We start from the raw sequence: 22448 nt of genomic DNA, 5'->3' as shown, positions 1-22448 counted from the left end.
TAAATTTATGTTTGAAACAGTTATAGGATTAGAAGTTCATTGTCAGTTAAATACTAAAACTAAGATATTTTGTGGATGTTCAACTAGTTTTGGAGAGGAGCCAAATACTCATGTTTGTCCAACATGCTTAGCTCTTCCTGGGGCATTGCCGGTGTTAAATTCTCAAGCGGTAAAAAAAGCAATTAGCTTTGGTAAGGCAATAAATGCAACTGTAAATAAAAAGAGTGTTTTTGACCGCAAAAACTACTTCTATCCAGATCTACCTAAAGCCTATCAGATATCTCAATTTACTATTCCAATTGTAGAAAATGGTGAGCTAATTATCAAAGTTGGTAATGAGAGCAAAAGAATTGGTATTACTAGAGCGCATTTAGAAGAAGATGCTGGCAAAAATAGCCATGAGAGTAAATCTAGTCTTGTGGATTTAAATCGTGCTGGAACTCCGCTTTTAGAGATCGTAAGCGAACCAGATATTAGAAGTAGTGATGAGGCAGTAGCGTATCTTAAAAAACTTCATAGTATTTTAAGATTTTTAAATATTAGCGATGCTAATATGCAAGAAGGCTCTTTTAGATGCGATGTAAATGTTAGCATTAGACCAAAGGGTGATGAAAAGCTATATACAAGAGTTGAGATTAAAAATTTAAATTCATTTAGATTTATCCAAAAAGCTATCGAATATGAGGTAGAGCGTCAGTGTGAAGCATGGGAAGATGGTAGATATGATAGCGAAGTAGTTCAAGAAACTAGACTATTTGATACGACAAAATTAATAACTAAACCAATGAGAAGTAAAGAAGATAGTGCAGAGTATCGCTATTTTCCAGATCCTGATTTATTACCAGTTATTATTCCTGATGAGCTTATGGAAGAGGCTAGTATTTTGCCTGAGTTGCCAGATGAAAAAAGAGCTAGATATATAAGTGAATTTGGAATAAAAGAGAGCGATGCTGATGTGATAATTAGCAGCTATGAGATGGCAAAATATTTTGAAGATTTAATAGCTGGCGGAAACTCACCAAAACTATGTGTAACTTGGCTTACTGTAGAGCTTTTAGGTAGATTAAAAAATGGCGTAACTATAGAGATAAGTCCAGTTAATAGTGCAAAACTCTCAACTCTATTAAATAGAATAGAAGATGGCACCATCTCACAAAAAGCTGCTAAAGATGTCTTAGATGTAATAATAGAAAGTGATGAAGATATAGATAGCGTGATTGATCGTCTAGGCCTAAAACAAGTAAGTGACGACTCTGCTATATTGTCTATTATTGATACAGTATTAGCTACAAATGAAGATAAAGTAGCTGAGTATAAGAGCGGTAAAGATAAATTATTTGGTTTCTTTGTTGGTCAAGTAATGAAAGAGGGTAAGGGTGCATTTAATCCAGCTAAAGTAAATGAGTTATTAAAATCAAAGCTAGGATAATTTTGCTGCTTTAATAGGATTAAATTTAATAATTAATAGCAATATTTTTCTTGCGGAGTTTTATCTGTTATTAAATTTAAATAAATAACAGCAGTAATGTATAAATATGGATAATATGATATGAAAATAGCAGTAATCGGTGCTGGTAAATGGGGGCAGGCTTTATACTCAGCACTTAAAATAAATAATGATTGCATTATCTCATCTCGAACAAAGCGTGATATTGAAGGTTTTGTAGAATTGGATAAGGCGCTAGAGTGCGACTATTTGCTCTTTAGTATATCAACTCAAAAAACACATGAGTTTTTACGCTCAAATTTTAAAGCAAAGAATCAAAAAATATTAGTAGCTTCTAAAGGTATAGATACGATTAGTGGAGAGTTTTTACATGAGATCTATTCTAAATTTGCTCCAAGCGAAAATTTGGCATTTTTAAGCGGTCCTAGCTTTGCAAGCGAAGTTATACAAGGATTGCCGTGTGCTTTAGTGATAAGCAGCGAAAATGATGAGTTAGCTCAAATTTGGGCTAGCACTTTTCCAAGTTTTATTAAGCCATATATTAGCGACGATGTTATAGGGGCTGAGATTTGTGGCGCGTATAAGAATGTGATTGCTATAGCTGGCGGTGTATGTGCTGGTCTTGGTCTTGGGCAAAATGCTAGGGCTAGTTTAATATCTAGAGGATTAGTAGAGATGGCTAGATTTGGTGAGCATTTTGGTGCTAAGAGTGATACATTTTTAGGTCTTAGTGGAGCAGGGGATCTATTTTTAACTGCAAGTAGTGAATTATCTAGAAATTATAGAGTTGGTCTTGGGTTAGCTAGTGGATTTAGTCTTGATGAGATTTTAGCTCAAATTGGAGAGGTGGCTGAAGGTGTAGCTACAGCATATGCAATTACTAAAATTGCTCAGCAAAAAGCGATTTATACTCCAATTGCTAGTCAAGTAGTTGATATGCTAGGTGGCAAAAATGCTAAAGAGGCCTTAAAGGATTTATTAAAACGACGATGAAAAAGATTATTTTGCTATTTATTTTTACTATTTCACTCTTTGGCACACCAAGTGATAAAGAGTTAAGAAATATGATCGGTCAGATGATTATGGTAGGTTTTAATGGAAGTAGCTCTAGTGATGAGTGGGTTAGGCAGCTTCATCTTGATATTAAAAACGGCAGAATCGGTGGAGTAATGTTACTAGCTAGAAATATTAGTAGCAAACAGGGGTTAAAAAATTTAACCAAATATTTAAATTCAGCCAGTTCTAAATATCCTCTTTTTATAGCTATTGATGAAGAGGGTGGGCAGATTAGTAGATTTAATAAATTTAGCGATTTTGAACATTTTCCATCAGCTTATAAGGTTGGTAGTGAGTTAGATCTAAATAGTGCTAATAAGCTATATACCAATATGGCAACTCAGCTTAAAAATCTTGGAATAAATATGAATTTTGCTCCAGTAGTTGATCTTCATAATGATATATCGCCTATAATTGGTCAAAGACAAAGAGCATTTAGCAAGGATGCAGGTGAAGTAACTGCATATGCTAGTGAGTTTATATCAGCTTTTGATAATGTAGGTGTTGCTAGTGTGTTAAAGCATTTTCCAGGTCATGGCAATGCCCCATCTGATACGCATAAGACTAGCACTGTAGTAGATAGTTTTGATTTTGATGAGATTAGGCCGTATTATGAATTAATTAAGCGTAAAAAAGCTAAATTTATAATGGTTGGCCATATGATAATCCCGACAATCGATGATGTAAATCCAGCTACGCTCTCACGCCAAATAGTTACAAATTTACTAAAAGATAGCTTAAATTATGAAGGCGTTGTAATAAGCGATGATATGCTAATGAAAGCACTTGGCGGAACGCTTGAGCAAAATGCTATAAAGGCAGTAAATGCTGGAGTAGATATATTGCTAGTAAGTGAGTATTTTTATAATAAAACAAATTCTATAAAAGCTTTAAATGATGCAATTTTTAACTCTGTTAAAAGTGGTAAAATAGAGATTACTAGAATTATTGATGCGTATAATCGTATAATTGCTCAAAAGGCTAGATTTTAATCTCTATCTAGCCCAAGTCTATTAAACTCACCTTTTAAATTCTCTTTAATGCTTCTAGCAAGCTGTTCTCCGTTTATAAAATTAGACTCTACAAAACTATCAAGTCTGCTAAGAAGAGCAAAAAGTTTGCTTTGCCATTGGGTGCTATCTTTTGAATTTAAAGACTCAATAAATACAAGTTCTTTACTAAAATCGCTTAAAGCTTCTAGTATTTCATCTTTTTTATTAGGTTCTAATATCATATCTTCTTGGGTATTTTGACGCAATATATCTATTTGATTGTCTATCGCATCACAAAATTTAGAATAGGCTAAATTTGGATTTTCATCATCATTTGTGATATTTTGTGTTACTTTATTTATCTGTTTATAGAGTATTACTCCTACAATTAATACAGCAACTGCCATTATAATTAAATCATTTTGTGCCATTTTTTCTCCTTAAATTTGAAATTGTAGCAATTGCAAGACTAATCCATATGAGTGCAAAGCTAATAATTTTATAAAAATCTAAAGTCTCATTATATATAAAAACTGCAATAATCATACTTAAAGTTGGGCTTATATACTGCAAAAATCCAATTGTAGATAGTTTAAGATATTTGGTGCTAGCATTAAATGTAAGTAGTGGTAGTATAGTTACAAACCCACTTAAAAATAGCATAATTCCATTAAAATTTATCCCAAATTCACTGCTATTATTTATAGCTAGATATAGTAAATAAAGTAGAGCAAAAGGCGTTAAAATAATAGTTTCGATAAATAACCCTTCAAATGTTCTTACCCCAAGTTTTTTGCGTAAAAGTCCATATAACGCAAATGATAATGGTAGTATGATAGATATTAGCGGTAGATTGCCAATAGCGTAAATTTGAACTCCAATAGCAATAAATACGATAAAAATTGAGAGTTTTAAAGCAGGACTTAGCTCCTCTTTTAATATAATAGCACCAAGAAGTATGGAAAAAAGAGGGTTTATAAAGTATCCAAGACTAGTTGCTAAAATTTCATTTTGGTTGATTGCATAGATAAATACTCCCCAATTACTAGCAATTAATGCGCCTGTAATGGCTAAGGTTAGGGTAACTTTTTTTATTTTTGCTATTCTTTTGACGCTGTTTAATCTTTTTGTAATTATAAGTATAACTAGCAAAATTAAAGCTGACCATATAATCCTATGAGCTAAAACCTCAGTAGCTGCAATTCCTTCAATGAATTTAAAAAATATCGGAAATACGCCCCACATAATAAATGTAGCTAAAGCTAGGATAAATCCTTTTTGTGTTGCTTGCATTAGTAGTTTAGATCACCTATAAATTTGAGAATTCTTGGATTATTTTGCGAGCCAAAAAACTCTTTTGGGGATTCAATAGTAACTATTTTGCCATCTTCTAAAAATATAATCTTATCAGCGATATCCTTGGCAAATTTAAGCTCATGAGTGACTAAAATCATAGTTTGGTGTTCATTTGCTAGCATTTTAAGCGTGGATAAAACTTCGCTTACTAGTTCTTTATCAAGTGCGCTTGTAGGCTCATCAAGCAATAAAATATTTGGTTTTAAAGCAACAGCTCTAGCAATTGCTACACGCTGCTGCTGTCCTCCGCTTAAAGAGCTAGGATAGGCATTTGCTTTATCTTTTAGGCCAAATTTTTCTAATAAAGATAGGGCGATATTAATGGCCTTATCTTTATTGATTTTTTGTACGCTAATTAATCCTTGAGTAATATTTTGCGTAGCATTTAGATGAGCAAAAAGATTATAAGATTGAAATACCATTCCCATTTTGCGTCTTAAATTTAAAATTTCTTGTTTGCTTGGATGGGATTTAAAATCAATTTTTAATGAACCATCGCTAAATTCCAAAATTCCACTATCTGGTATCTCTAGATAGTTTAATGAACGAAGAAGTGTAGTCTTGCCACTTCCGCTTGGCCCGATAATTGCAATTATCTCACCCTTTTTAATATCAAAACTAATATTTGATAATATGGTATGAGAGCCAATTTTTTTATTTATATCTCTTATTTGTAGCATATTTTCCTCTTATAGATGCTTGCTAAATTTTGCCTCAAGGCGAGTTTGCAAATAGCCAAGACCTATACAAATAATCCAGTATATAAGAGCAGCTTGCGAATAAACTCTTAGAAATTCATAATTTTGAGAGGCGATAGTTTGAGCTTGACGAAATAGTTCAGCTACTAATACTACTGATGCTAGTGATGTATCTTTAACTAGTGCAATAAATGTATTTGATAGGGTTGGTAGAGCAATTTTAAGTGCTTGTGGAGCAATAATTTTAATAAAAGTATCGCTATTAGTTAGTCCAATGCTCCATCCAGCTTCCCATTGTCCCTTTGGTACGGCTAAAATACTAGCTCTAATAGTTTCACTGCTATATGCGCCAATACTAAGACTAAAAGCAATAATAGCGCTAATAAATGGATCTAGAGTTATGCCAATATTTGGCAAGCCATAAAATATTATAAAAAGCTGTACAAGTAGAGGTGTTCCACGAATTATAGAGATGTAGAACTGACAAATAGCCTTAGCTAAATTTGATAGTGGATTTTTGCTGTGATTGATACGGATAAGCGCTACAATAACACCTATTGCAATACCACAAATAAAAGATATAATACTAAGGGGGATTGTATATAAAATAGCCCCCTTAATCATAGGCAAAAATGCCTCAATATAATTACTCACTAACATCTATTCCAAAATATTTTTCTGAAATTTGCTTTAGCGTTCCATCTTTTTTCATAGATTCAAGAGCTTTATTGATTCTATCTCTTTGTTCAGTTAACTCTTTTTTAAATAAAAATACACTTCTTGTGCCATCGCCAGCGCTAAATGCGACTTTGATATTTTTATCACCAGTTGTTTTGATATAGTTTAAGATAGCAAGTTTATCGTTCATAGTGGCATCTGCTCTACCTTGACTTACTGCTTTAATAGCTGGTGCTAATCCATCAACTAAAACAATATTTGCCCCATTTTCTATGGCAATCTCATAGTAGTTACTACCCATTGCTTGAGCAATATTTTTACCTTTAATATCGCTTAGTGAGTTAATGCTATTATCATTAGCTCTTACAGCAACAGCAGCTGAAGTAACTATATATGGATCACTTAGCGTGTAAAGCTGAGCTCTTTTTGGGTCCGCATCGCTTATTTGATTTGCTATCATATCAAACCGATTTGAATTTAATCCTGAGAATATAGCATCCCAATTTGTCTCATGAAATTCAATCTCAAATCCAGCTCTTTTGGCTGCTTCAGTGATTACTTCTACATCATATCCGACTAGTTTGCCGCTTGCATCATGATATGAAAATGGATTATATGTTCCTTCTGTTGCGACTCTTAATTTATCTTTGTTGGTATTATTAGAAGAGCATCCGATCATCAAAATACTAATAAATAAAAAAGATATTATTTTTTTCATATTTACTCCTTAAATTTATTTAAAATTTTATCTAAAATATATTAATAAGTCAATAAAAACTGTATAATTTAGATAAAGCCTATATTATAGTTAATTAAAATATAAATATAGTAAAATTATATATTTTTAATATTTTTAATATAAGCATGTATATACTCATATCCTGAATATAAGGTAAGAATAACAGAAATCCAAAGTAAAATTTCGCCACCCCACCATTGCATAGCTAAAAATCCAATAGCCACCATCTGCATTATTGTCTTAATCTTGCCAGCTATAGATGCGCTCACATCTATATTTTCGCTAGCCATTACGACTCTAAATCCAGTAATGAAAAACTCTCTAACAAGAATTATATATACTGCCCATGCATCAGCTCTATCTATTATCATTAAACCTAAAAATGCTGCTAGAATCAGCATTTTATCAGCTAGTGGATCTAATATTGCACCTAGTTTTGTCTTTTGATTCCAGCTTCTAGCTATATATCCATCAAAAAAATCAGTAATGCTAGCTACTACAAATGTCAAAGCACAAAAGTAATTAAGCCAACTAATTTCTATAGCATCGCTATTATCTCTAATATGCAAAAGCAAAAAGAACATAAGCGGTGCTAAGAGTATGCGAAATATAGCTAGAGAATTTGGTAAATTTATCATTTAAAAGTAGTGCCACCATCTATTATAAATGTATGGCCTGTTACCCAGCTAGCTTTTGAGCTGCATAGAAATAAACAAGCACCAGCAAGATCAGTTGGTTGTCCCATGCGACCTAAAGGACTTAGTGAAGCCGTAGCATCTCTTACCTCTTCATAGTTTGTAAATGCTCTTAAGGCGTCAGTTTCTATTGGTCCGCCACTTACTACATTTACTCTAATATTTTTCTCGCCAAGCTCAGTAGCTGCGTATCTTGCCATAGCTTCTACTGCAGCTTTTGCTGTGCCGTGACCGCTATAGTGTTCTATATAGACTAGGTTTCCGGTTGAGCTTAAGCTAACTATGCTACCACCGCCTACTTTTTCCATTCTTTTAGCAGCTTCTTGAGAGCCTACTACAAATGCATTTACAGTTGCAGTAAAGATATTGTTTATTCCACGAGGTTTTAACTTCATAAATTTAGTATAACCACCAGCTACTGCGCGTCCTGAAATAATTGCATTTGATACAAAAAAATCGACTCTATCAAAATCTTTATCTATCTCTAAAAATAGCTCTTTATAAGTTTCAGGCTCAAGAATATTTAAAGGATATGCTCTAGCTTTAATACCAAATTCTTTTTCTAATTCTAATGCTTGATTTTTAGCCATCTCTTCATTAGAGTTATAGGTAAATGCAATATTTGCACCATATTTTGCAAATTCAAGTACAATTGCTCTACCAATTCCTCTTGTACCGCCACTAATAACTAAGGTTTTGCCTTTAAATTCTTCATGATAACAGTTCATTAAAATCCTTTTATATCGTAAGTTTTCATTATTGATTCTATCTTTTTGAGATTCTCACTGCTTGGAGCTACAAGCGGTAATCTATATTCTAAGCTATCTATTAAGCCAGCAATATACATAGCAGCTTTAATAGGTATTGGATTTGACTCGCAAAATAGAACTTTATTTATATTATATAGTTTATCATTAATCTCTTTTGCTTTTAAAAACTCATTTTGCATAGCGTAGTGAGTAAGAGCTGAAGTTTGATCTGGTAAGAGATTTGATGTAACTGATATAACGCCTTTTCCGCCATTGCTTAAAACTGGATAGTTAATAGCATCATCACCACTTAATAGATATATCTTTGGTTCATGAGCTAAAATATCAACACATCTTTCTATATTGCCACTTGCTTCTTTGACTCCATAGATATTATCGCAATCATTAAATAGCCTTATAATAGTCTCTGGTAGTATATCGCACCCAGTTCTAGAAGGAACATTATATAGCAAGATTGGGATATTTACTGACTTAGATATAGCTTTGTAGTGTTGATATATGCCTTCTTGAGTTGGTTTATTATAGTATGGTGCTACTGATAAGATTCCATCTGCGCCACAATTTTGAGCAAATTCAGCCAAACCGATAGCCTCGTGAGTAGCATTACTTCCAGCACCTGCTAATACTTTTACATCGCTATTTTTACATGCATTTACAGCTATCTCAATACAAATTCTGTGTTCATCATGTGTCAAAGTGGCACTCTCTCCAGTAGTGCCTACAGGTACAACTGCATCAATTCCATTTTTTATCTGTCTTTTAATAAGTTTTTCATAACCATTTTCATCTATTTTACCATTTTTAAAAGGTGTTACCAGAGCTGTCATCGCTCCATAAATACTTTTTTTCATTTGATTCCTTTTAATATAATTGTGGTGGATTTATCTTTGTTAAAATACCTATTTGCACACTCTTTGATATCTTGCGTTGTAAGCGCATTTGTCCTATCTGAGAGTTGCCAAAGTGGCTCTATATCGCCTCTTGCTATATAGCTTCCATACAGACTTGCAAGCTTGCTTGCGCTACTTAATGAGTAGATAAAATTGCTCTTTAGACAATTTTTAATTTTTGTTAGTTCATCAGTATCTATATCGCTATTTTTTAGCTTTTTTATCAGCTTTAAGATCTCTTTTTTAACTAGTTTGGCTTTTATGCCTGGATTGCAAATAGCGATTATTATAAATAAATTTTCATCAATGCTTTCCATAGGATAGGCATAAATTTGATTTACTAAATTTAATTCATCTATTAAAACTCTTTCAAACAATGAGCTTTTACCGCTTGATAGATACTCTCCTATGGCGCTAAGCGCTGTTTGGTCTTTATGGTTAAATGGAGGAATTTTATATGCTATAGCTATCATCTCTACATCGCTTTGCTTGCGAATAATTAGGGATTTTGCTCCATTTTGTTCAGGTTCTATGCAGTGCATAGTAGGTATTTCGCAGCGATTTTCTATACCTTCAAAGTGTTTTTTGCCAAGCTCAAAAGCAGTATTTTCATCAATATCTCCAGTAATCATCAAAAATGCATTTTTTGGCTGGTAAAATTTAGACCAAAACTCTTTAATATCAGCAATATTCCAATTTTCAATATCTTTAATAAATCCAATTGGCGTCCAGTGATAAGGATGATATATAAAAGCGTGATTAAATAGTCTAAAATATAGCATTCCAGTTGGATTATTATCTGTTCTCCATCTACGCTCTTCTAAAACTACATCTCTTTCAGGTAAAAATTCATCCTCTTTAAGACTTAAATTTGCCATTATATCAGCATAAAGTTCTAGTGAAGTATCAAGATTTTGACTTGAACATTTGATAAAATAGTGAGTAAAATCAAAACCAGTACTAGCATTATTTACCCCACCAAAGCCTTTGACAATTGAGTCAAACTCACCAGCTTTTCTATTATCTGTACTTTTAAAATTTAGATGTTCTAACATATGAGCGATTCCGCTTTTGCCCATTATTTCATTTCGTGAACCAACTTTATAATAAAGATCTATACTAATAACATTTGAACCCAAATTTAAAGGGGTATGATAGATCTCAAACCCATTTTCAAGGGTAATTTTGCTAAATTTTGGTAGCATTTATCTCCTTAGATTAGCGCCAACTGCTTGAGAAATATTTTCATATCCCTCGCTTAAGGCTAAATTTAATATTTGACTATTAATATTTTTGCAAATACTTGGACCTTCATATATAAAGCTAGTATATATTTGTACTAGGCTAGCACCCATTTTAATTCTCTCATATGCATCTTGACCATTATCAATTCCACCACAGCTAATAAGTACAGCTTTACCATAAAGCTCTTTAGCAACCTCTTTAAATAGCTCTTTGCTTTTATCTTTAATAAGCTGACCACTGATACCGCCAAAATCTTTTGCTTTAGTAGTAAGTGAGTAATCAACGCTGGTATTGTTGATTATAATACCTTTAAATCCGGCATTTGCAGCTGTTAAACAAAGAGATATGGCTGAGTCTATACTCATATCTGGGGCTATTTTTAGGATTAATGGTTTTTTGGTTAAATTACTTAAGGCAGCAAATAGCTCATTTATAAAAGACTCGCTTTGTAAATCTCTTAAATTTGGTGTATTTGGAGAACTAATATTGATAACAAATGCATCACAACAACTATCAAGCCCTTTAACCAAAATTTCATAATCTTTAATAGCCATATCATTTGGCGTAATCTTATTTTTGCCAATATTAGCAATAAGAGGGATACTAAAAGGATATACCTTTGAGGCTCTAGCTTTAATCTTATCTAAGCCATCGTTATTAAATCCCATGGCGTTTTGTATGCTTTTTTCCTCTATTAGACGAAATAATCTTGGCTTTGGATTACCATCTTGAGGTTTTGGTGTAAGAGTACCATATTCTAAAAATCCAAACCCCATCGCAGATAGAGGTATAATCATTGTAGCATTTTTATCAAATCCACCAGCAAGTCCAACAGGATTTAAGAAGTTAAGCCCAAAAATATTTTGTGATAATTTAGTATCAATAAAGCAAAAATTATCCACTAAATAGTCACTAACAAATGGAATTTTTGTAGATATTCTCATTCCAAATTCAGCTATTTTATGGGCATTTTCTGGGTTTAGTTTGAAAAAAATTTTTTTAATATCACTATAGTCCATAATTTTCCTTTAAATTGGCTATTTTAGCTAAAATTTGCTTAAATTTGCTTATAAATGATAATAAATTTAATGATATTTTGGGCTATAAATAGATATAATCTATTTTATAAATTTATAAGGATAGATATGGCGCATCAAGATAAAAAATGGCAAAATTTCTATGAAAAAGCGTGGTCTATAAGAGCTGAGTTTATGAGTGAATTTTTAAATGGGGGGGGGTATAACGCTCTTCAGATAATTGGAGAATTAGATAAAAAAGAGCGTTTAAATCACCTTGGAGCTGATGAAAATGGGGATCTAAAGTGGCATAAAGCAAGCTCTCCAAGCCAGAAATTTAACTTCGCAAATATACCACATAATAAAATCACATCGCTAAATGGTTTAAATATTCTTGTGCCATTTTACACTAATACTTCAGTTGTTAATATGATTATTGATGCTTTATCATTTGAGCATTATGATAGTATAGTGGAGCTAGGATGTGGATATGGACAAAATCTTTTTAAAATATTTTATAATGGTGGTGGAGTAGATTTAAAATATTTTGGTGGCGAATTTACTAAAAGCGGTGTAGAGATGGCAAGAAAGTTGGCAAATATTGAACCAAATATGAAGGCTGAGTTTTTTCATTTTAATCATTTAAAACCTAAATTTGATAAGAAATTTGATTTTGGTGAGCGTGTTTTGGTATTTACTTGTCATACTATTGAACAAGTAAGAGAAATTCCAGATAATTGGTTTAAAGTAGTAGCAAATATCGCACCATTTGTGCGTTGTATTCATGCTGAGCCGTTTGGATTTCAAATAGCAAGTTTGGGTGAAGCTAGTCAAAAGCATAAGGAGTATTTTATTAAAAATGGTTGGAATTTAAACTTTGCTAAAACGCTCAAAAAGGCTGGAGAAAATGGTGATATAATTATTGAAGATGCGATTTTGGAGTATAGTTGTGGGACTGATCCGTTTAATCCAACTTCAATTGCTGTGTGGAGATCGGTTTAGAGTTTGATGCTTTTAGATTTTAGCGGAATTGAGCCATAATGAATGCTTAATTTAGGTAGGTTTAATTGCTTTTTGAGCTCCATGAGCTTTATGTTACTATAATTCATAATACCTTTTCTCTCTTTTTTTGATAGTGATGATGATATAATGATATATATTTTTAGCTCTGTTTGTTTTAGATTATATGCAATTTGCATATGATCTTTATCTGTTTTTAGTGTAGTTTTAATTAAATTTTCTATTTCATCTTCTTGATTTTGTGCTTTAGTTATCTGCATTTGCGTAGTTTTATTGTTTGAATTTTTTGGTTTGATGGCTGGATTTTGTTTTAAATTTGCTTTAGGTTTTGGTTGAATTTGAGTATTTTTTTGGTTATTTTTTTCATCATCTATTATATCTTTAAAATTTGATTGAATATAATTTATTAGAGGCTTTGCGATGATTTTATATATTAGTTTTTTAAGAAATTTAGATAGAATAAATTTACTTTTTAAAGTGATTATTAACTGCTCTTGATTGGACTGCTGTTTATGGATTTTAAGCCAAACAATAGCCCTATCATCAGTATAGCAGATTCCTTTTAGCGCATCTAGGGTATATTTGATGATATTGTCTATATCAGCTGGGCTATTTTGTTTCCATAGTATATCTACATATATATCTGTATCCATCATAAAAGCATTTTGCTCAAGCGCAGCAGCCCTTAGATTTTTTTGATATAGTGTTTTAGCATTATCTTTTTTGTTATTTATACTAGCTGGCTTACCATTATATACTATTTTTTGTTTCATTTTGCTCAATAGTTACAAGCTTTAATTTTTTATATATCTCACACTCACTCTCTAACTCTTTATCTGTGCCAAATCCTGCTATTTTACCAGAGCTAATAACTGCGATTTTATCAGCGTTTTTAATAGTTGATAATCTATGAGCTATGACAAAAATTATCTTATCGCTGCTTAAATTCTCAATAGCTTTAGTTATCTCTTGTTCGCTCTCATTATCTAATGCGCTAGTAGCTTCATCAAATATTAAAATTTGCGGATCATGATATAAGGCTCTAGCAATTGCTATTCTTTGTCTTTGACCGCCACTTAGATTGGCTCCATATTCGTTTAATTGAGTGTAGATACCATTTTGCATATTTTGTACAAAACTCCAAGCATTTGCCATCTTGAGTGCTTTTATAACTTTAGCCTCATCAAGCAAAGCCCCATATGCTACATTGGCCGCTACTGTATCGTTGAATATATATACTCTTTGAGTTACTAGACCGATATTTTGCCTTAGATTATCGATCTTAAATTCGCTTATATCATTTTCGTTTATTAAGATTATGCCTGAATCTGGATCGTAAAATCTCATTAGTAAATTTATTAATGTGCTTTTGCCTCCGCCGCTACTACCTACTAGTGCTATCATTTGACCCTTATAGACTTTAAGATTTATACCATTTAGTGCAATTTTATCTCCGTAGCTAAATTTTAAATCTTGAATTGTGATTGAATTTACTACATTTGGAAAGTTTAAATTTCCATCTACTATACTTGGGCTCATATCAAGTAGCTCAAATGTTCTTTGGCTAGCTACTACTGCATCTTGCATTTGATTATATATATTAGTTATTCTTTTAATTGGTGTATAAAGCATAAATAGAGCTGTAAGAAAACTAAAGAAGCTACCTACGGTAATTTCTCCATTTATTACTTGTTGTCCGCCAATTATAATAGTAACAGCAATGCCAACAGAGCCTAGAGTCTCCATCATAGGGCTTACAAGGGCATTTACTTTTACAGATTTTAAATTTAATTTAAATATTTTATCATTTTGTGTATCAAATTTATTAAGCTCTTTTTCTTGTGCGCTATTAGCCTTTACTATCTCAATATTTGCAAATATTTCACTTAATACCGATGTGATATCGCTTGATGTCTCTTGTGATGTTCGGCTAAGTTTTCGCATCTTTTTAGCTAGTCTTGATAATGGATAAAATGCTGCTGGCAAAACTATTAAAGAAAATAGGGCTAAAGTAGGACTTTGATATATTACCACGCACAATAAACCGATAATTGTTACAAATTCACGAACTAGCTCAGGGATTAAATTTGATACTATAGAGCGAATTCTTTCTATATCTCCCATAATCCTACTCATAAGCTCGCCACTTCTATATTTATGAAAAAAGCTCATATCAAGACTTAGGATATTATCAAGTTGTTTATGTCTAAAACGCCTTACCATATCTTGTCCGATATAGGCTGTAAAATATACTTGTAGATATATGCCAAGGCTTTTTAGAAAATATATTGCTATAATTGCATATGGAAGTAGATATAGTAAATTTTCATCTTTTTGGATAAAAATATAATCAAGCACAGGTTTAACAAGCCAAGCAGAAACCGCAGTTCCAACACTAGCCATAATCATTCCAATGATTGATATGGCAAATTGTGGTATATACTCTTTATAATATGATTTAAATCGTCTAAAAACTTCTACTATTCCGTCCATATTCTCTCCCATTTTACTCCATTTGGCGTATCCATTATAGCAACTCCTAAAGCTGTTAGTTTATCTCTTATAAGATCAGCTTTTGCATAATCTTTAGCTGCTTTGGCTATATTTCTATCATTTATTAAATTTGAAATTTGCTCTTTTTGCTCATCGTTAAATCCATATTGAAACCATTCAAACTCATCTTGATATAAGATTCCAAGGGTATCTTTGATAAAATCTAAATTTGCCATTATAGTAGATTTTAGCAATTTATTTTTTGGTTCTTTATCTAGATTTATATTGGCTTGATTGACCATTTCATCGACTTTAGCTAGAGCTATTGAGATGTTTAAATCATCTTTTAGAGCATCTAATAAAGCAGTTTTAAACTCTATATCTATACTACCGCTATTTATACCGCTTAAGCGTTTTTTTAATCTATAAATTTTATCAAGACGCTTTTTGCTAGAGAGTAAATCTCCTATATCGTAGTTGAAATTTGCCCTATAATGGCTACTCATTAAATAAAATCTTACAGCCTCTCCTGGTGCGATATTTAGGGCATCTTTAATAAAAAATGAGTTACCAAGACTTTTGCTCATTTTTTCGTTATTTACTTGAATAAATCCATTATGTAGCCAGTGTTTAGATAGCTCTTGATGGTTTGCGCATCGGCATTGTGCAGCTTCGTTTTCATGGTGAGGAAAGAGTAGATCAGCTCCACCAGCATGTATATCAATCATCTTTGCAAATATCTGCTCAATCATTGCTACGCACTCAGTATGCCAGCCTGGTCGCCCCTTGCCAAATGGACTATCGTACCATTGATCATCAAATTTCCATAGCACGAAGTCTTTTTCATCTTTTTTGGTGCCACTACTTGCTACTCTAGCTATGAGATTTTCATCTTTTCTACCACTTAGACTAAGATATTTATCATCTTTACTTGTATCAAAATAAATCCCATCTTCAAGTCTATATGTAGCGCCATTTTGTTCTAGTTTTTGAATATAATTTATAATCGCATCAAGCGACTCTGTGGCTTTAGGTTCTATATCGGCATTTAAGACATTTAAAGCGTTCATATCGTTTTTATATCTATCTATATAGTAGGTTGTTATCTGCTCTAAGCTTTGATTGCTAGATTTCATTTTAGCTAAAATTTTATCATCTATATCAGTAAAGTTTTTGACAAACTTAACCTTATACCCAAGAGCTATTAAAACTCGCCTAAGCAGATCAAAGCTAATGCTAGATTTTGCGTGTCCTAGATGAGCATCATCATAAACTGTTGGACCACACACATATATATTTATCTCATCTTTATTTAATGGAGAAAGCTTGACTTTTTGCTTTAAAACTGTATCATAAATTTGCATATACAAAGTCCTTTAATTCTATTAATAAATAGGCAAAAACTGCTGATAAAATTATGGTAATTAAATTTATTTTCTCAAGGATTATACCTAAAAATTGCCTAATACCAAATACAAAAATTACATATACCAACAAAAATACACCACTAATACTACCAGCAAGTGCAAGCCCACTAGCACCTAATGGCTTAAATAAGATTATACATAAAGCTGTATTGATAAACAGTGAATATATAGCAATTTTGGCTGCAATTTTTTGCTGCATTTTGGCATATAACCAAAGTGAAAATAGCTTATAAAGTCCAAAAGGTAAAAGTCCAAGTATATACATCTGTAAAACTTTTGCTGATTCTATAGTATTTTGAGTATTAAATTCACCTCTTTGAAATAGCAGCCAGATAATCTCTTTGGATAAAATATATCCACCAATAGTAGAAAATAGTAGTAAAAAAAATAGCAAGCTAAAACTTTTTTTAAATAAATTTAGAGCTATTTGGTTATTATTTGATTTAATTGCTTTGGTAATTTTTGGAAAGATTGCAGTTGATAGAGCAATAGCAAAAAGTGCAAGAGGTAGCTGAAATATTCTATTTGCATAGTATAGATAGCTAATTGCTCCTGTGGCTAAAAAACTAGCTATAAATGTAGATATAAAATCACTTAATTGATTGGCACTACTACCCATAATACCATGGCCAAAGTTTTGCCAAAAACCTTTAGCTTTAGCTCTTTTGCCTTTGGCAAATTTGGCTATGCCAAGAGTTAATAAACGGAGTAAATTTACTTTTTTTAATGCAATGATATGTGATAAAACTTGCAATAATCCACCAATTACAACTCCCCAGCTAAGATATAAGGCTGCAGTTTTTTGATCTAAATTCATAGCTAATAATAGAGCTATTATCATAGAGATATTTAATAGTGCTGTGCTAAAAGCTGTAGTAGCAAAGTGATTTTTATATTGAAGCATTGATGAGAGTAGAGTAACTATAAAAATAGCCAAAAGATACCAAAAATTAATCCTAACTAAAGGTACGGCAAGAGCGATAGTATCAGCACTAAACCCATAGGCCAAAATCTTTGTAACAAGTGGGGCAAATAGCATTACAATTAAGCTAATAATAAGCATAGTAAGACTAAGCTTGATTAAAATCTCAGCAGCAAATAGCCCCTTTTGTGATATTTTAATTAAATTTGGCATAAAAGCTTGAGAAAATGCACCCTCTCCAAAGAGTCTACGAAATAGATTAGGCAGCTTAAACGCTACAAAAAATATATCACTCCAAATACTTGCGCCAAGAGCATTTGCCGTCATTAAATCTCTAATAAATCCAAGCACTCTAGAGCATAAAATTCCAATACTATTTGTAAAAAAATGTTTAAGCAACTATCAAATTCCTAAATTTAAAAATCTTGTATTATACTAAAAATCAGTTTAAATATTATACATTGTCTTAAATTTATTCTGTAATAAAAGTGCTAAAATGATTAAAAATCCGCCAATTATCATTTTAATAGGCTCAAAATCTATACCCCAAAAAATTGCATTTACCAAAATTGCTATTGGGATTATAGCATTATTCATAATAGCCAAAACGCCACTATCAACTCTAATTGCACCGCTATTCCATAGATAATATCCAAGTCCAGAAGAGATAGCTCCGAGATATAGTAAAATTATCCAGCTTTTTGGCTCTTTTGGAAGTAATTGAGTATCTCCAAAAATAATAAAACTACAACTAGAAACTAAAACTGCCCCTAAATAAAAATATCCAAAATAGCCTTTATAGCTACCTATATTTTCGCAAGTAATCTTATAAAGAGCTTGTGCTGCACCAAAGCAGATATTTGCCATTTGTACCAATACAAAACCATATAATGAGTTAAAATTCCAGCTCTCAAATTTAATCACAAAGGCACCAAATATGCATAAAGCAATGCTAATTAGATATAGTTTTTTAAATTTTTTAGATATTAAATCATAAATTAAGCTAAGATAAAATGGTGTAAAAATAGTAAAAAGTGCTACCTCGCTAACGTTAAGATATAAAAAAGAGTGATAATAAAATATACTCATAAGTCCAATTTGCAAGCCACCAATGGCAAGTAATTTAAGTTTTAAACTCAAATTTAAACTCAAATTTAAAAATGGTAAAAAGATTAAAAATGCCACACTAGAGCGAAAAAGCACAGCAAAATAGCTATCTACAACTCCGGCAATATAGTGACCAATAAGCGGAAAAGAAAACGCCCATATAAAAGTCGCTATCCATAAATTAGCCATTTTTTATCCTAAATATTAAAATTTAGGCAGTAGTATACTTCAAAAAAAGTTAATATTAATCTATTTTTGAGTAGAATATCCGAATTTAAAATTCTAAGGAGTAGAGGTGTTATTTACCAAAGCTAGTGAATATGCTATGCTGTCATTAATCTTATTATCACAAGCAAAACATCCAAAGGATGTAGATACTATATCATCAGAGCTTGGAATTTCAAAAAGTTTTTTAGCAAAAATTTTGCAAAATTTAGCAAAAGAGGGGATACTTAACTCTTTTAAAGGTGCAAATGGTGGGTTTGTCTTAGCTGATAAGCCATCAAATTTGAGTATCAAATATATTTTAGAGAGTGCTGAAAAGCGTAAAGTTAATGTGTTTGAGTGCGCAAGTTCTAGGTGCGATTGTCCAAGTAGCAAGGGAGATGGGTGCAAAATTTGGCCTATGTTTAATGACTTGCAAGGGCGAATTGATGAGTTTTTAGATCAGATAACATTAGCTGATATTATGAAGAGATAATTTGGCAAAACGCAATATTTTAACCATGGTGGCGCCATTTTTAGCGCCAATTATTAAAGCTAAGAGTTTAACTGTAGTTTTTGTTATTGTAGCTATTTTGGCTATTATTATAGTACCGCTACCTAGTGCTGTACTTGATTTTTTCTTGGCTTTATCTATAGCTATATCAGTTCTTATAATATTAATATCTATTTATATACCAAAGCCTACAGACCTTAGTACATTTCCTACTCTTGTTTTAATTGTTACTCTATTTAGATTAGCGCTTAATATAGCAACAACTAGAATGATATTAAGCGAGGGGCACAATGGGCCTGAAGAGGTAAGTGAAATTATTGCTAGTTTTGGTAAGTTTGTTGTCGGCGGTAATTATGTAATTGGTATAATAGTATTTTGTATATTAGTACTTATAAATTTTATGGTTGTTACTAAGGGTTCAACTCGTGTAAGTGAGGTTCAAGCTAGATTTACACTTGATGCAATGCCTGGTAAGCAAATGGCAATTGATGCTGATTTAAATGCTGGATTAATAGATGAACAAACAGCCAAACAAAGGCGTCAAGACATTATATCAGAAGCTAATTTTTATGGCGCAATGGATGGTTCTAGTAAATTTATAAAAGGTGATGCTGTAGCTGGTATTATTATTACTATTATTAATATTATTGGCGGATTTTTAATTGGTGCATTTCAATATGATATGGCGATCAAAGATGCTGCATCTACATATACTATCCTTACAATTGGTGATGGCTTAGTAAGTCAAATTCCAGGACTTATTACTTCAACTGCAACAGCTATTATCATCACAAGAGCTAGTAAAGATGAAGATAATTTTGCTGAAGGTGTGGTAAATCAACTACTTGGTGAGTATAAGACCTTATTAATAGTTGGTTTTATTCTTTTTGTATTTGCTTTAGTTCCAGGACTTCCTACTTTATCGCTTGGATTTATGGGGTTATTATTTATTGGAATTGGTTTTGTGATGAAACAGATAGAAGATGGCAAAATAGATTTTAGTGCTATTAAAAATGATAAGCAATCATCTCAGCAAAGTCCAACTGGAAGCAAAGCTGCTCCAGCATCTGCAAACAAAATACCTAAAAAAAGCGAAGAAGAGATCGCTATGGAAGAACAAGCTAAAATTGATGATATATTAAAGATTGAAATTTTAGAGCTTGATTTAGGCTATGGACTTTTAAAGCTTGCTGATGGGGATTTGGTTGAGAGAATTCGTGCTATGAGGCGAAATATGGCTACAATGCTAGGATTTTTAATGCCAAAGATCAGGCTTAGAGATAATATTTTACTTGGGCCAAATGAGTATAAATTTAAGCTAAAAGGTGTCGTAATTGGCTCGGGTATAGTCTATCCTGATAAATGTTTAGCTATGGATAGCGGATATGTTAGTGCTGATATTGATGGAATTGCAGTAAAAGATCCAGCCTTTGGGCTTGATGCTTTATGGATCGATCAAAACTATAAAGAAGATGCTATATTAAGTGGCTATACAGTTGCTGATGCAGCTAGTGTTATTTCTACTCATATGAGTGAGTTGGTTAAGCAAAATGCTAGTGAGCTACTAACAAAACAAGAGGTTCAAAATATACTTGAAAAGGTAAAATCTGAATACTCTGTGGTAGTGGAAGATACACTAAAAGTAGTCGGAGTAGGCGTTATCCAAAAGGTATTAAAAGCTCTTCTTAAAGATAATATACCAATTAAAGATATGTTAAGTATTCTTGAAGCTATTAGCGATGTAGCAGAAGTTAGTAAGAATTTAGATATGATTATCGAACATGTACGTGCAGCTCTAGCTAGGGTAATAACATCTATATATTCTGATGAAAATGGTCAGTTAAACTTCTATATCTTAGATGCTCCAGCTCAACAAAAGCTAATTGAAAGCTTAAGCTATAAAGATGGGGCATACACAATGATGATTAATGTCGCTCAAACTTCAGCTATTGTAAGTGCTTTAAGGGCAAAAAGAGAAAATAGACCTATAAGCGAGCAAGGAGATATGGTGCTTTGTGTTGAACCAAGTATTCGCAAATTTATAGCCAATATAGTTCAAAATTTCTCAATTGATATAGCAGTGTTAAGCTTTGCTGAGATTGCGCCAAATACGCAGTTTGAAACGCTTGGTACCATAGAGATACCAGAACTTTAATAAAGGAATAAAATGAAAATTTATCATCTTAGTCATACTGATTTAGATGGGTACTCTTGTCAGTTTGTTAGTAGTTTTTATTTAAAAAATGTTGAATTTTATAACTCAAACTACGGTAAAGAGATCGATAAAAAGATGTCGCACATAATATCTAAAATTGGAGATGAAAAGGCTGTAATTTTAATAACAGATCTAAACTTAACCAAAGCTCAATGCCAAAGCTATGAAGAGCAATTAAAAGGCAAAGATGTTAAATTAATTTTGCTTGATCATCATCAAACTGGTGCTGAGTGCGCTCAGGAGTTTTCTTGGTACTATCTTGATAACTCTAGAAGCGCTACTAAGATTTGCTATGATTTTTTTAGTGCGATGTTTGGAGCTGATGAGAGATTGGGTGCATATTGTGATGTTGTAAATGCAGTAGATATCTGGCTTAAAGATGATCCAAATTTTGAACTTGGCAAAGTGTGTATGGGTGCAATTGCTGGAGCAAAAGAGATAAATAAGGTAATGTTTGAAGATGAGCATATAGAGTATATCTTTTATTTAATGAGAAACTTTTGTGAGTTTTTAAGTCTTAATAATGCCCATATTGAGCTTGATAATAGACTTCATGGGATTAAAAAAGAGTTTTTTTATCTTAAAAACGATGATACTTTAAGCAATCTAAACTCTAACTATCTAGTAAGACGCCTTGGAGCCAATAAAGATAAATTTAGCATAAACTACCGTGGCAGTAAGGGGATTTTGACTTATAATATAGGAAGTGCTAGTGTAATTGGCAACGACTTTTTAGTAGCTAATCCTGAATTTGATTTTTTTATAGATATGACTAGCAAAAAAACTATGAGTTTTAGATCGAATGGCGAATTTGATGTAAGCCTAATGGCAAAAGAGCTTTGCGATGGCGGAGGGCATAAGAATGCTAGTGGAGGTTTTTTTGCTGGATTTAGTGATAGCTATAATTATGATGAAATAAAAGCACAAGTAGTAAATTTAATTAATAAAAAAACAGGAGAATAGT

At 32.1% G+C, this 22448-nt stretch carries 22 protein-coding genes; 7 read left to right on the top strand and 15 right to left on the bottom strand.

Annotated elements, in window-relative coordinates; translation table 11 throughout:
- Positions 1-7: 7 nt before the first annotated feature.
- From gatB to CVIC12175_RS04495, 3 genes are all read left to right on the top strand, one after another.
- Positions 8-1429 carry an Asp-tRNA(Asn)/Glu-tRNA(Gln) amidotransferase subunit GatB gene (gene gatB, locus CVIC12175_RS04505; protein WP_086302267.1) on the top strand — a complete coding sequence of 474 codons (1422 nt, stop codon included), beginning with the start codon at positions 8-10 and terminating at the stop codon, positions 1427-1429.
- 120 nt (positions 1430-1549) lie between these two features.
- Positions 1550-2440, top strand: a complete 891-nt coding sequence (locus CVIC12175_RS04500; protein ID WP_086256123.1) for an NAD(P)H-dependent glycerol-3-phosphate dehydrogenase — start codon at positions 1550-1552, stop codon at positions 2438-2440.
- Complete coding sequence (locus CVIC12175_RS04495) at positions 2437-3495, top strand: glycoside hydrolase family 3 N-terminal domain-containing protein (RefSeq protein ID WP_086302269.1); 1059 nt, start codon at positions 2437-2439, stop codon at positions 3493-3495. The genes CVIC12175_RS04500 and CVIC12175_RS04495 overlap by 4 nt, the downstream gene beginning before the upstream one ends.
- Here CVIC12175_RS04495 and CVIC12175_RS04490 read toward each other — a convergent pair.
- From CVIC12175_RS04490 to CVIC12175_RS04445, 10 genes are all read right to left on the bottom strand, one after another.
- Complete coding sequence (locus CVIC12175_RS04490) at positions 3492-3926, bottom strand: hypothetical protein (protein WP_086302271.1); 435 nt, start codon at positions 3924-3926, stop codon at positions 3492-3494. The two genes, CVIC12175_RS04495 and CVIC12175_RS04490, sit on opposite strands and share 4 nt — an antisense overlap.
- Positions 3913-4788: an EamA family transporter RarD gene (gene rarD / locus CVIC12175_RS04485; RefSeq protein WP_086302273.1), complete on the bottom strand. Its 876-nt coding sequence runs from the start codon at positions 4786-4788 to the stop codon at positions 3913-3915. Before rarD ends, CVIC12175_RS04490 begins: the two co-directional genes overlap by 14 nt.
- Positions 4788-5531, bottom strand: coding sequence for an amino acid ABC transporter ATP-binding protein (locus tag CVIC12175_RS04480; RefSeq protein ID WP_086256127.1), 744 nt, complete (start codon positions 5529-5531; stop codon positions 4788-4790). The genes rarD and CVIC12175_RS04480 overlap by 1 nt, the downstream gene beginning before the upstream one ends.
- A gap of 9 nt (positions 5532-5540) precedes the next feature.
- Complete coding sequence (locus CVIC12175_RS04475; RefSeq protein ID WP_284939121.1) at positions 5541-6203, bottom strand: amino acid ABC transporter permease; 663 nt, start codon at positions 6201-6203, stop codon at positions 5541-5543.
- A complete protein-coding gene (locus CVIC12175_RS04470; RefSeq protein ID WP_086254510.1) occupies positions 6196-6945 on the bottom strand; it encodes a transporter substrate-binding domain-containing protein in 750 nt (249 codons plus the stop codon). The genes CVIC12175_RS04475 and CVIC12175_RS04470 overlap by 8 nt, the downstream gene beginning before the upstream one ends.
- 116 nt (positions 6946-7061) lie before the next feature.
- Positions 7062-7601 carry a CDP-diacylglycerol--glycerol-3-phosphate 3-phosphatidyltransferase gene (gene pgsA, locus CVIC12175_RS04465; RefSeq protein ID WP_236861104.1) on the bottom strand — a complete coding sequence of 180 codons (540 nt, stop codon included), beginning with the start codon at positions 7599-7601 and terminating at the stop codon, positions 7062-7064.
- A complete protein-coding gene (locus tag CVIC12175_RS04460; protein WP_086224594.1) occupies positions 7601-8389 on the bottom strand; it encodes an enoyl-ACP reductase in 789 nt (262 codons plus the stop codon). The genes pgsA and CVIC12175_RS04460 overlap by 1 nt, the downstream gene beginning before the upstream one ends.
- Positions 8389-9282, bottom strand: a complete 894-nt coding sequence (gene dapA, locus CVIC12175_RS04455; protein ID WP_086276565.1) for a 4-hydroxy-tetrahydrodipicolinate synthase — start codon at positions 9280-9282, stop codon at positions 8389-8391. The genes CVIC12175_RS04460 and dapA overlap by 1 nt, the downstream gene beginning before the upstream one ends.
- Positions 9279-10526, bottom strand: coding sequence for a M16 family metallopeptidase (locus CVIC12175_RS04450; RefSeq protein WP_086302277.1), 1248 nt, complete (start codon positions 10524-10526; stop codon positions 9279-9281). Before CVIC12175_RS04450 ends, dapA begins: the two co-directional genes overlap by 4 nt.
- A complete protein-coding gene (locus CVIC12175_RS04445) occupies positions 10527-11585 on the bottom strand; it encodes a quinone-dependent dihydroorotate dehydrogenase (protein ID WP_086302279.1) in 1059 nt (352 codons plus the stop codon).
- Positions 11586-11711: 126 nt separating this feature from the next.
- Between CVIC12175_RS04445 and CVIC12175_RS04440 the strand changes: the two genes are divergently transcribed.
- Positions 11712-12584, top strand: coding sequence for a class I SAM-dependent methyltransferase (locus CVIC12175_RS04440; RefSeq protein ID WP_086257024.1), 873 nt, complete (start codon positions 11712-11714; stop codon positions 12582-12584).
- Here the strand turns inward: CVIC12175_RS04440 and CVIC12175_RS04435 are convergent.
- The 5 genes from CVIC12175_RS04435 to CVIC12175_RS04415 are packed head-to-tail and all read right to left on the bottom strand — an operon-like array spanning position 12581 to position 18740.
- Positions 12581-13375 carry a RusA family crossover junction endodeoxyribonuclease gene (locus tag CVIC12175_RS04435; RefSeq protein WP_086256132.1) on the bottom strand — a complete coding sequence of 265 codons (795 nt, stop codon included), beginning with the start codon at positions 13373-13375 and terminating at the stop codon, positions 12581-12583. The genes CVIC12175_RS04440 and CVIC12175_RS04435 overlap by 4 nt on opposite strands.
- Positions 13353-15107, bottom strand: a complete 1755-nt coding sequence (locus CVIC12175_RS04430) for an ABC transporter ATP-binding protein (RefSeq protein WP_236861048.1) — start codon at positions 15105-15107, stop codon at positions 13353-13355. Before CVIC12175_RS04430 ends, CVIC12175_RS04435 begins: the two co-directional genes overlap by 23 nt.
- Positions 15083-16459, bottom strand: coding sequence for a cysteine--tRNA ligase (gene cysS, locus CVIC12175_RS04425; protein WP_086257025.1), 1377 nt, complete (start codon positions 16457-16459; stop codon positions 15083-15085). The genes CVIC12175_RS04430 and cysS overlap by 25 nt, the downstream gene beginning before the upstream one ends.
- Positions 16446-17843 carry a murein biosynthesis integral membrane protein MurJ gene (murJ, locus tag CVIC12175_RS04420; protein ID WP_086256134.1) on the bottom strand — a complete coding sequence of 466 codons (1398 nt, stop codon included), beginning with the start codon at positions 17841-17843 and terminating at the stop codon, positions 16446-16448. Before murJ ends, cysS begins: the two co-directional genes overlap by 14 nt.
- A 48-nt stretch (positions 17844-17891) precedes the next feature.
- A complete protein-coding gene (locus CVIC12175_RS04415) occupies positions 17892-18740 on the bottom strand; it encodes an EamA family transporter (RefSeq protein WP_086315883.1) in 849 nt (282 codons plus the stop codon).
- 106 nt (positions 18741-18846) lie between these two features.
- Between CVIC12175_RS04415 and CVIC12175_RS04410 the strand changes: the two genes are divergently transcribed.
- Genes CVIC12175_RS04410 through CVIC12175_RS04400 form a run of 3 tightly spaced genes read left to right on the top strand, consistent with a single transcriptional unit; the run spans position 18847 to position 22447 of the window.
- Positions 18847-19251 (top strand): RrF2 family transcriptional regulator, encoded by a 405-nt coding sequence (locus tag CVIC12175_RS04410; RefSeq protein WP_086246391.1) that lies wholly within the window; start codon positions 18847-18849, stop codon positions 19249-19251.
- Position 19252: 1 nt separating this feature from the next.
- Complete coding sequence (gene flhA, locus CVIC12175_RS04405; RefSeq protein ID WP_180383849.1) at positions 19253-21424, top strand: flagellar biosynthesis protein FlhA; 2172 nt, start codon at positions 19253-19255, stop codon at positions 21422-21424.
- A gap of 12 nt (positions 21425-21436) precedes the next feature.
- A complete protein-coding gene (locus CVIC12175_RS04400) occupies positions 21437-22447 on the top strand; it encodes a DHH family phosphoesterase (protein WP_086302284.1) in 1011 nt (336 codons plus the stop codon).
- The last annotated feature ends 1 nt before the right edge of the window (position 22448 follow it).

Source organism: Campylobacter vicugnae (assembly GCF_002139875.1).
Lineage (GTDB): Bacteria > Campylobacterota > Campylobacteria > Campylobacterales > Campylobacteraceae > Campylobacter > Campylobacter vicugnae.
This window is presented reverse-complemented; position numbering and strand designations above follow the sequence as displayed.

Excerpts from the sequence above, each read along its gene's own strand:
- gatB (WP_086302267.1), top strand. The coding sequence starts at position 8 with ATGTTTGAAACAGTTATAGGATTAGAAGTTCATTGTCAGTTAAATACT.
- CVIC12175_RS04500 (WP_086256123.1), top strand. The coding sequence starts at position 1,550 with ATGAAAATAGCAGTAATCGGTGCTGGTAAATGGGGGCAGGCTTTATAC.
- CVIC12175_RS04495 (WP_086302269.1), top strand. The coding sequence starts at position 2,437 with ATGAAAAAGATTATTTTGCTATTTATTTTTACTATTTCACTCTTTGGC.
- CVIC12175_RS04490 (WP_086302271.1), bottom strand. The coding sequence starts at position 3,926 with ATGGCACAAAATGATTTAATTATAATGGCAGTTGCTGTATTAATTGTA.
- rarD (WP_086302273.1), bottom strand. The coding sequence starts at position 4,788 with ATGCAAGCAACACAAAAAGGATTTATCCTAGCTTTAGCTACATTTATT.
- CVIC12175_RS04480 (WP_086256127.1), bottom strand. The coding sequence starts at position 5,531 with ATGCTACAAATAAGAGATATAAATAAAAAAATTGGCTCTCATACCATA.
- CVIC12175_RS04470 (WP_086254510.1), bottom strand. The coding sequence starts at position 6,945 with ATGAAAAAAATAATATCTTTTTTATTTATTAGTATTTTGATGATCGGA.
- CVIC12175_RS04460 (WP_086224594.1), bottom strand. The coding sequence starts at position 8,389 with ATGAACTGTTATCATGAAGAATTTAAAGGCAAAACCTTAGTTATTAGT.
- dapA (WP_086276565.1), bottom strand. The coding sequence starts at position 9,282 with ATGAAAAAAAGTATTTATGGAGCGATGACAGCTCTGGTAACACCTTTT.
- CVIC12175_RS04450 (WP_086302277.1), bottom strand. The coding sequence starts at position 10,526 with ATGCTACCAAAATTTAGCAAAATTACCCTTGAAAATGGGTTTGAGATC.
- CVIC12175_RS04445 (WP_086302279.1), bottom strand. The coding sequence starts at position 11,585 with ATGGACTATAGTGATATTAAAAAAATTTTTTTCAAACTAAACCCAGAA.
- CVIC12175_RS04440 (WP_086257024.1), top strand. The coding sequence starts at position 11,712 with ATGGCGCATCAAGATAAAAAATGGCAAAATTTCTATGAAAAAGCGTGG.
- CVIC12175_RS04435 (WP_086256132.1), bottom strand. The coding sequence starts at position 13,375 with ATGAAACAAAAAATAGTATATAATGGTAAGCCAGCTAGTATAAATAAC.
- CVIC12175_RS04430 (WP_236861048.1), bottom strand. The coding sequence starts at position 15,107 with ATGGGAGAGAATATGGACGGAATAGTAGAAGTTTTTAGACGATTTAAA.
- cysS (WP_086257025.1), bottom strand. The coding sequence starts at position 16,459 with ATGCAAATTTATGATACAGTTTTAAAGCAAAAAGTCAAGCTTTCTCCA.
- CVIC12175_RS04415 (WP_086315883.1), bottom strand. The coding sequence starts at position 18,740 with ATGGCTAATTTATGGATAGCGACTTTTATATGGGCGTTTTCTTTTCCG.
- CVIC12175_RS04400 (WP_086302284.1), top strand. The coding sequence starts at position 21,437 with ATGAAAATTTATCATCTTAGTCATACTGATTTAGATGGGTACTCTTGT.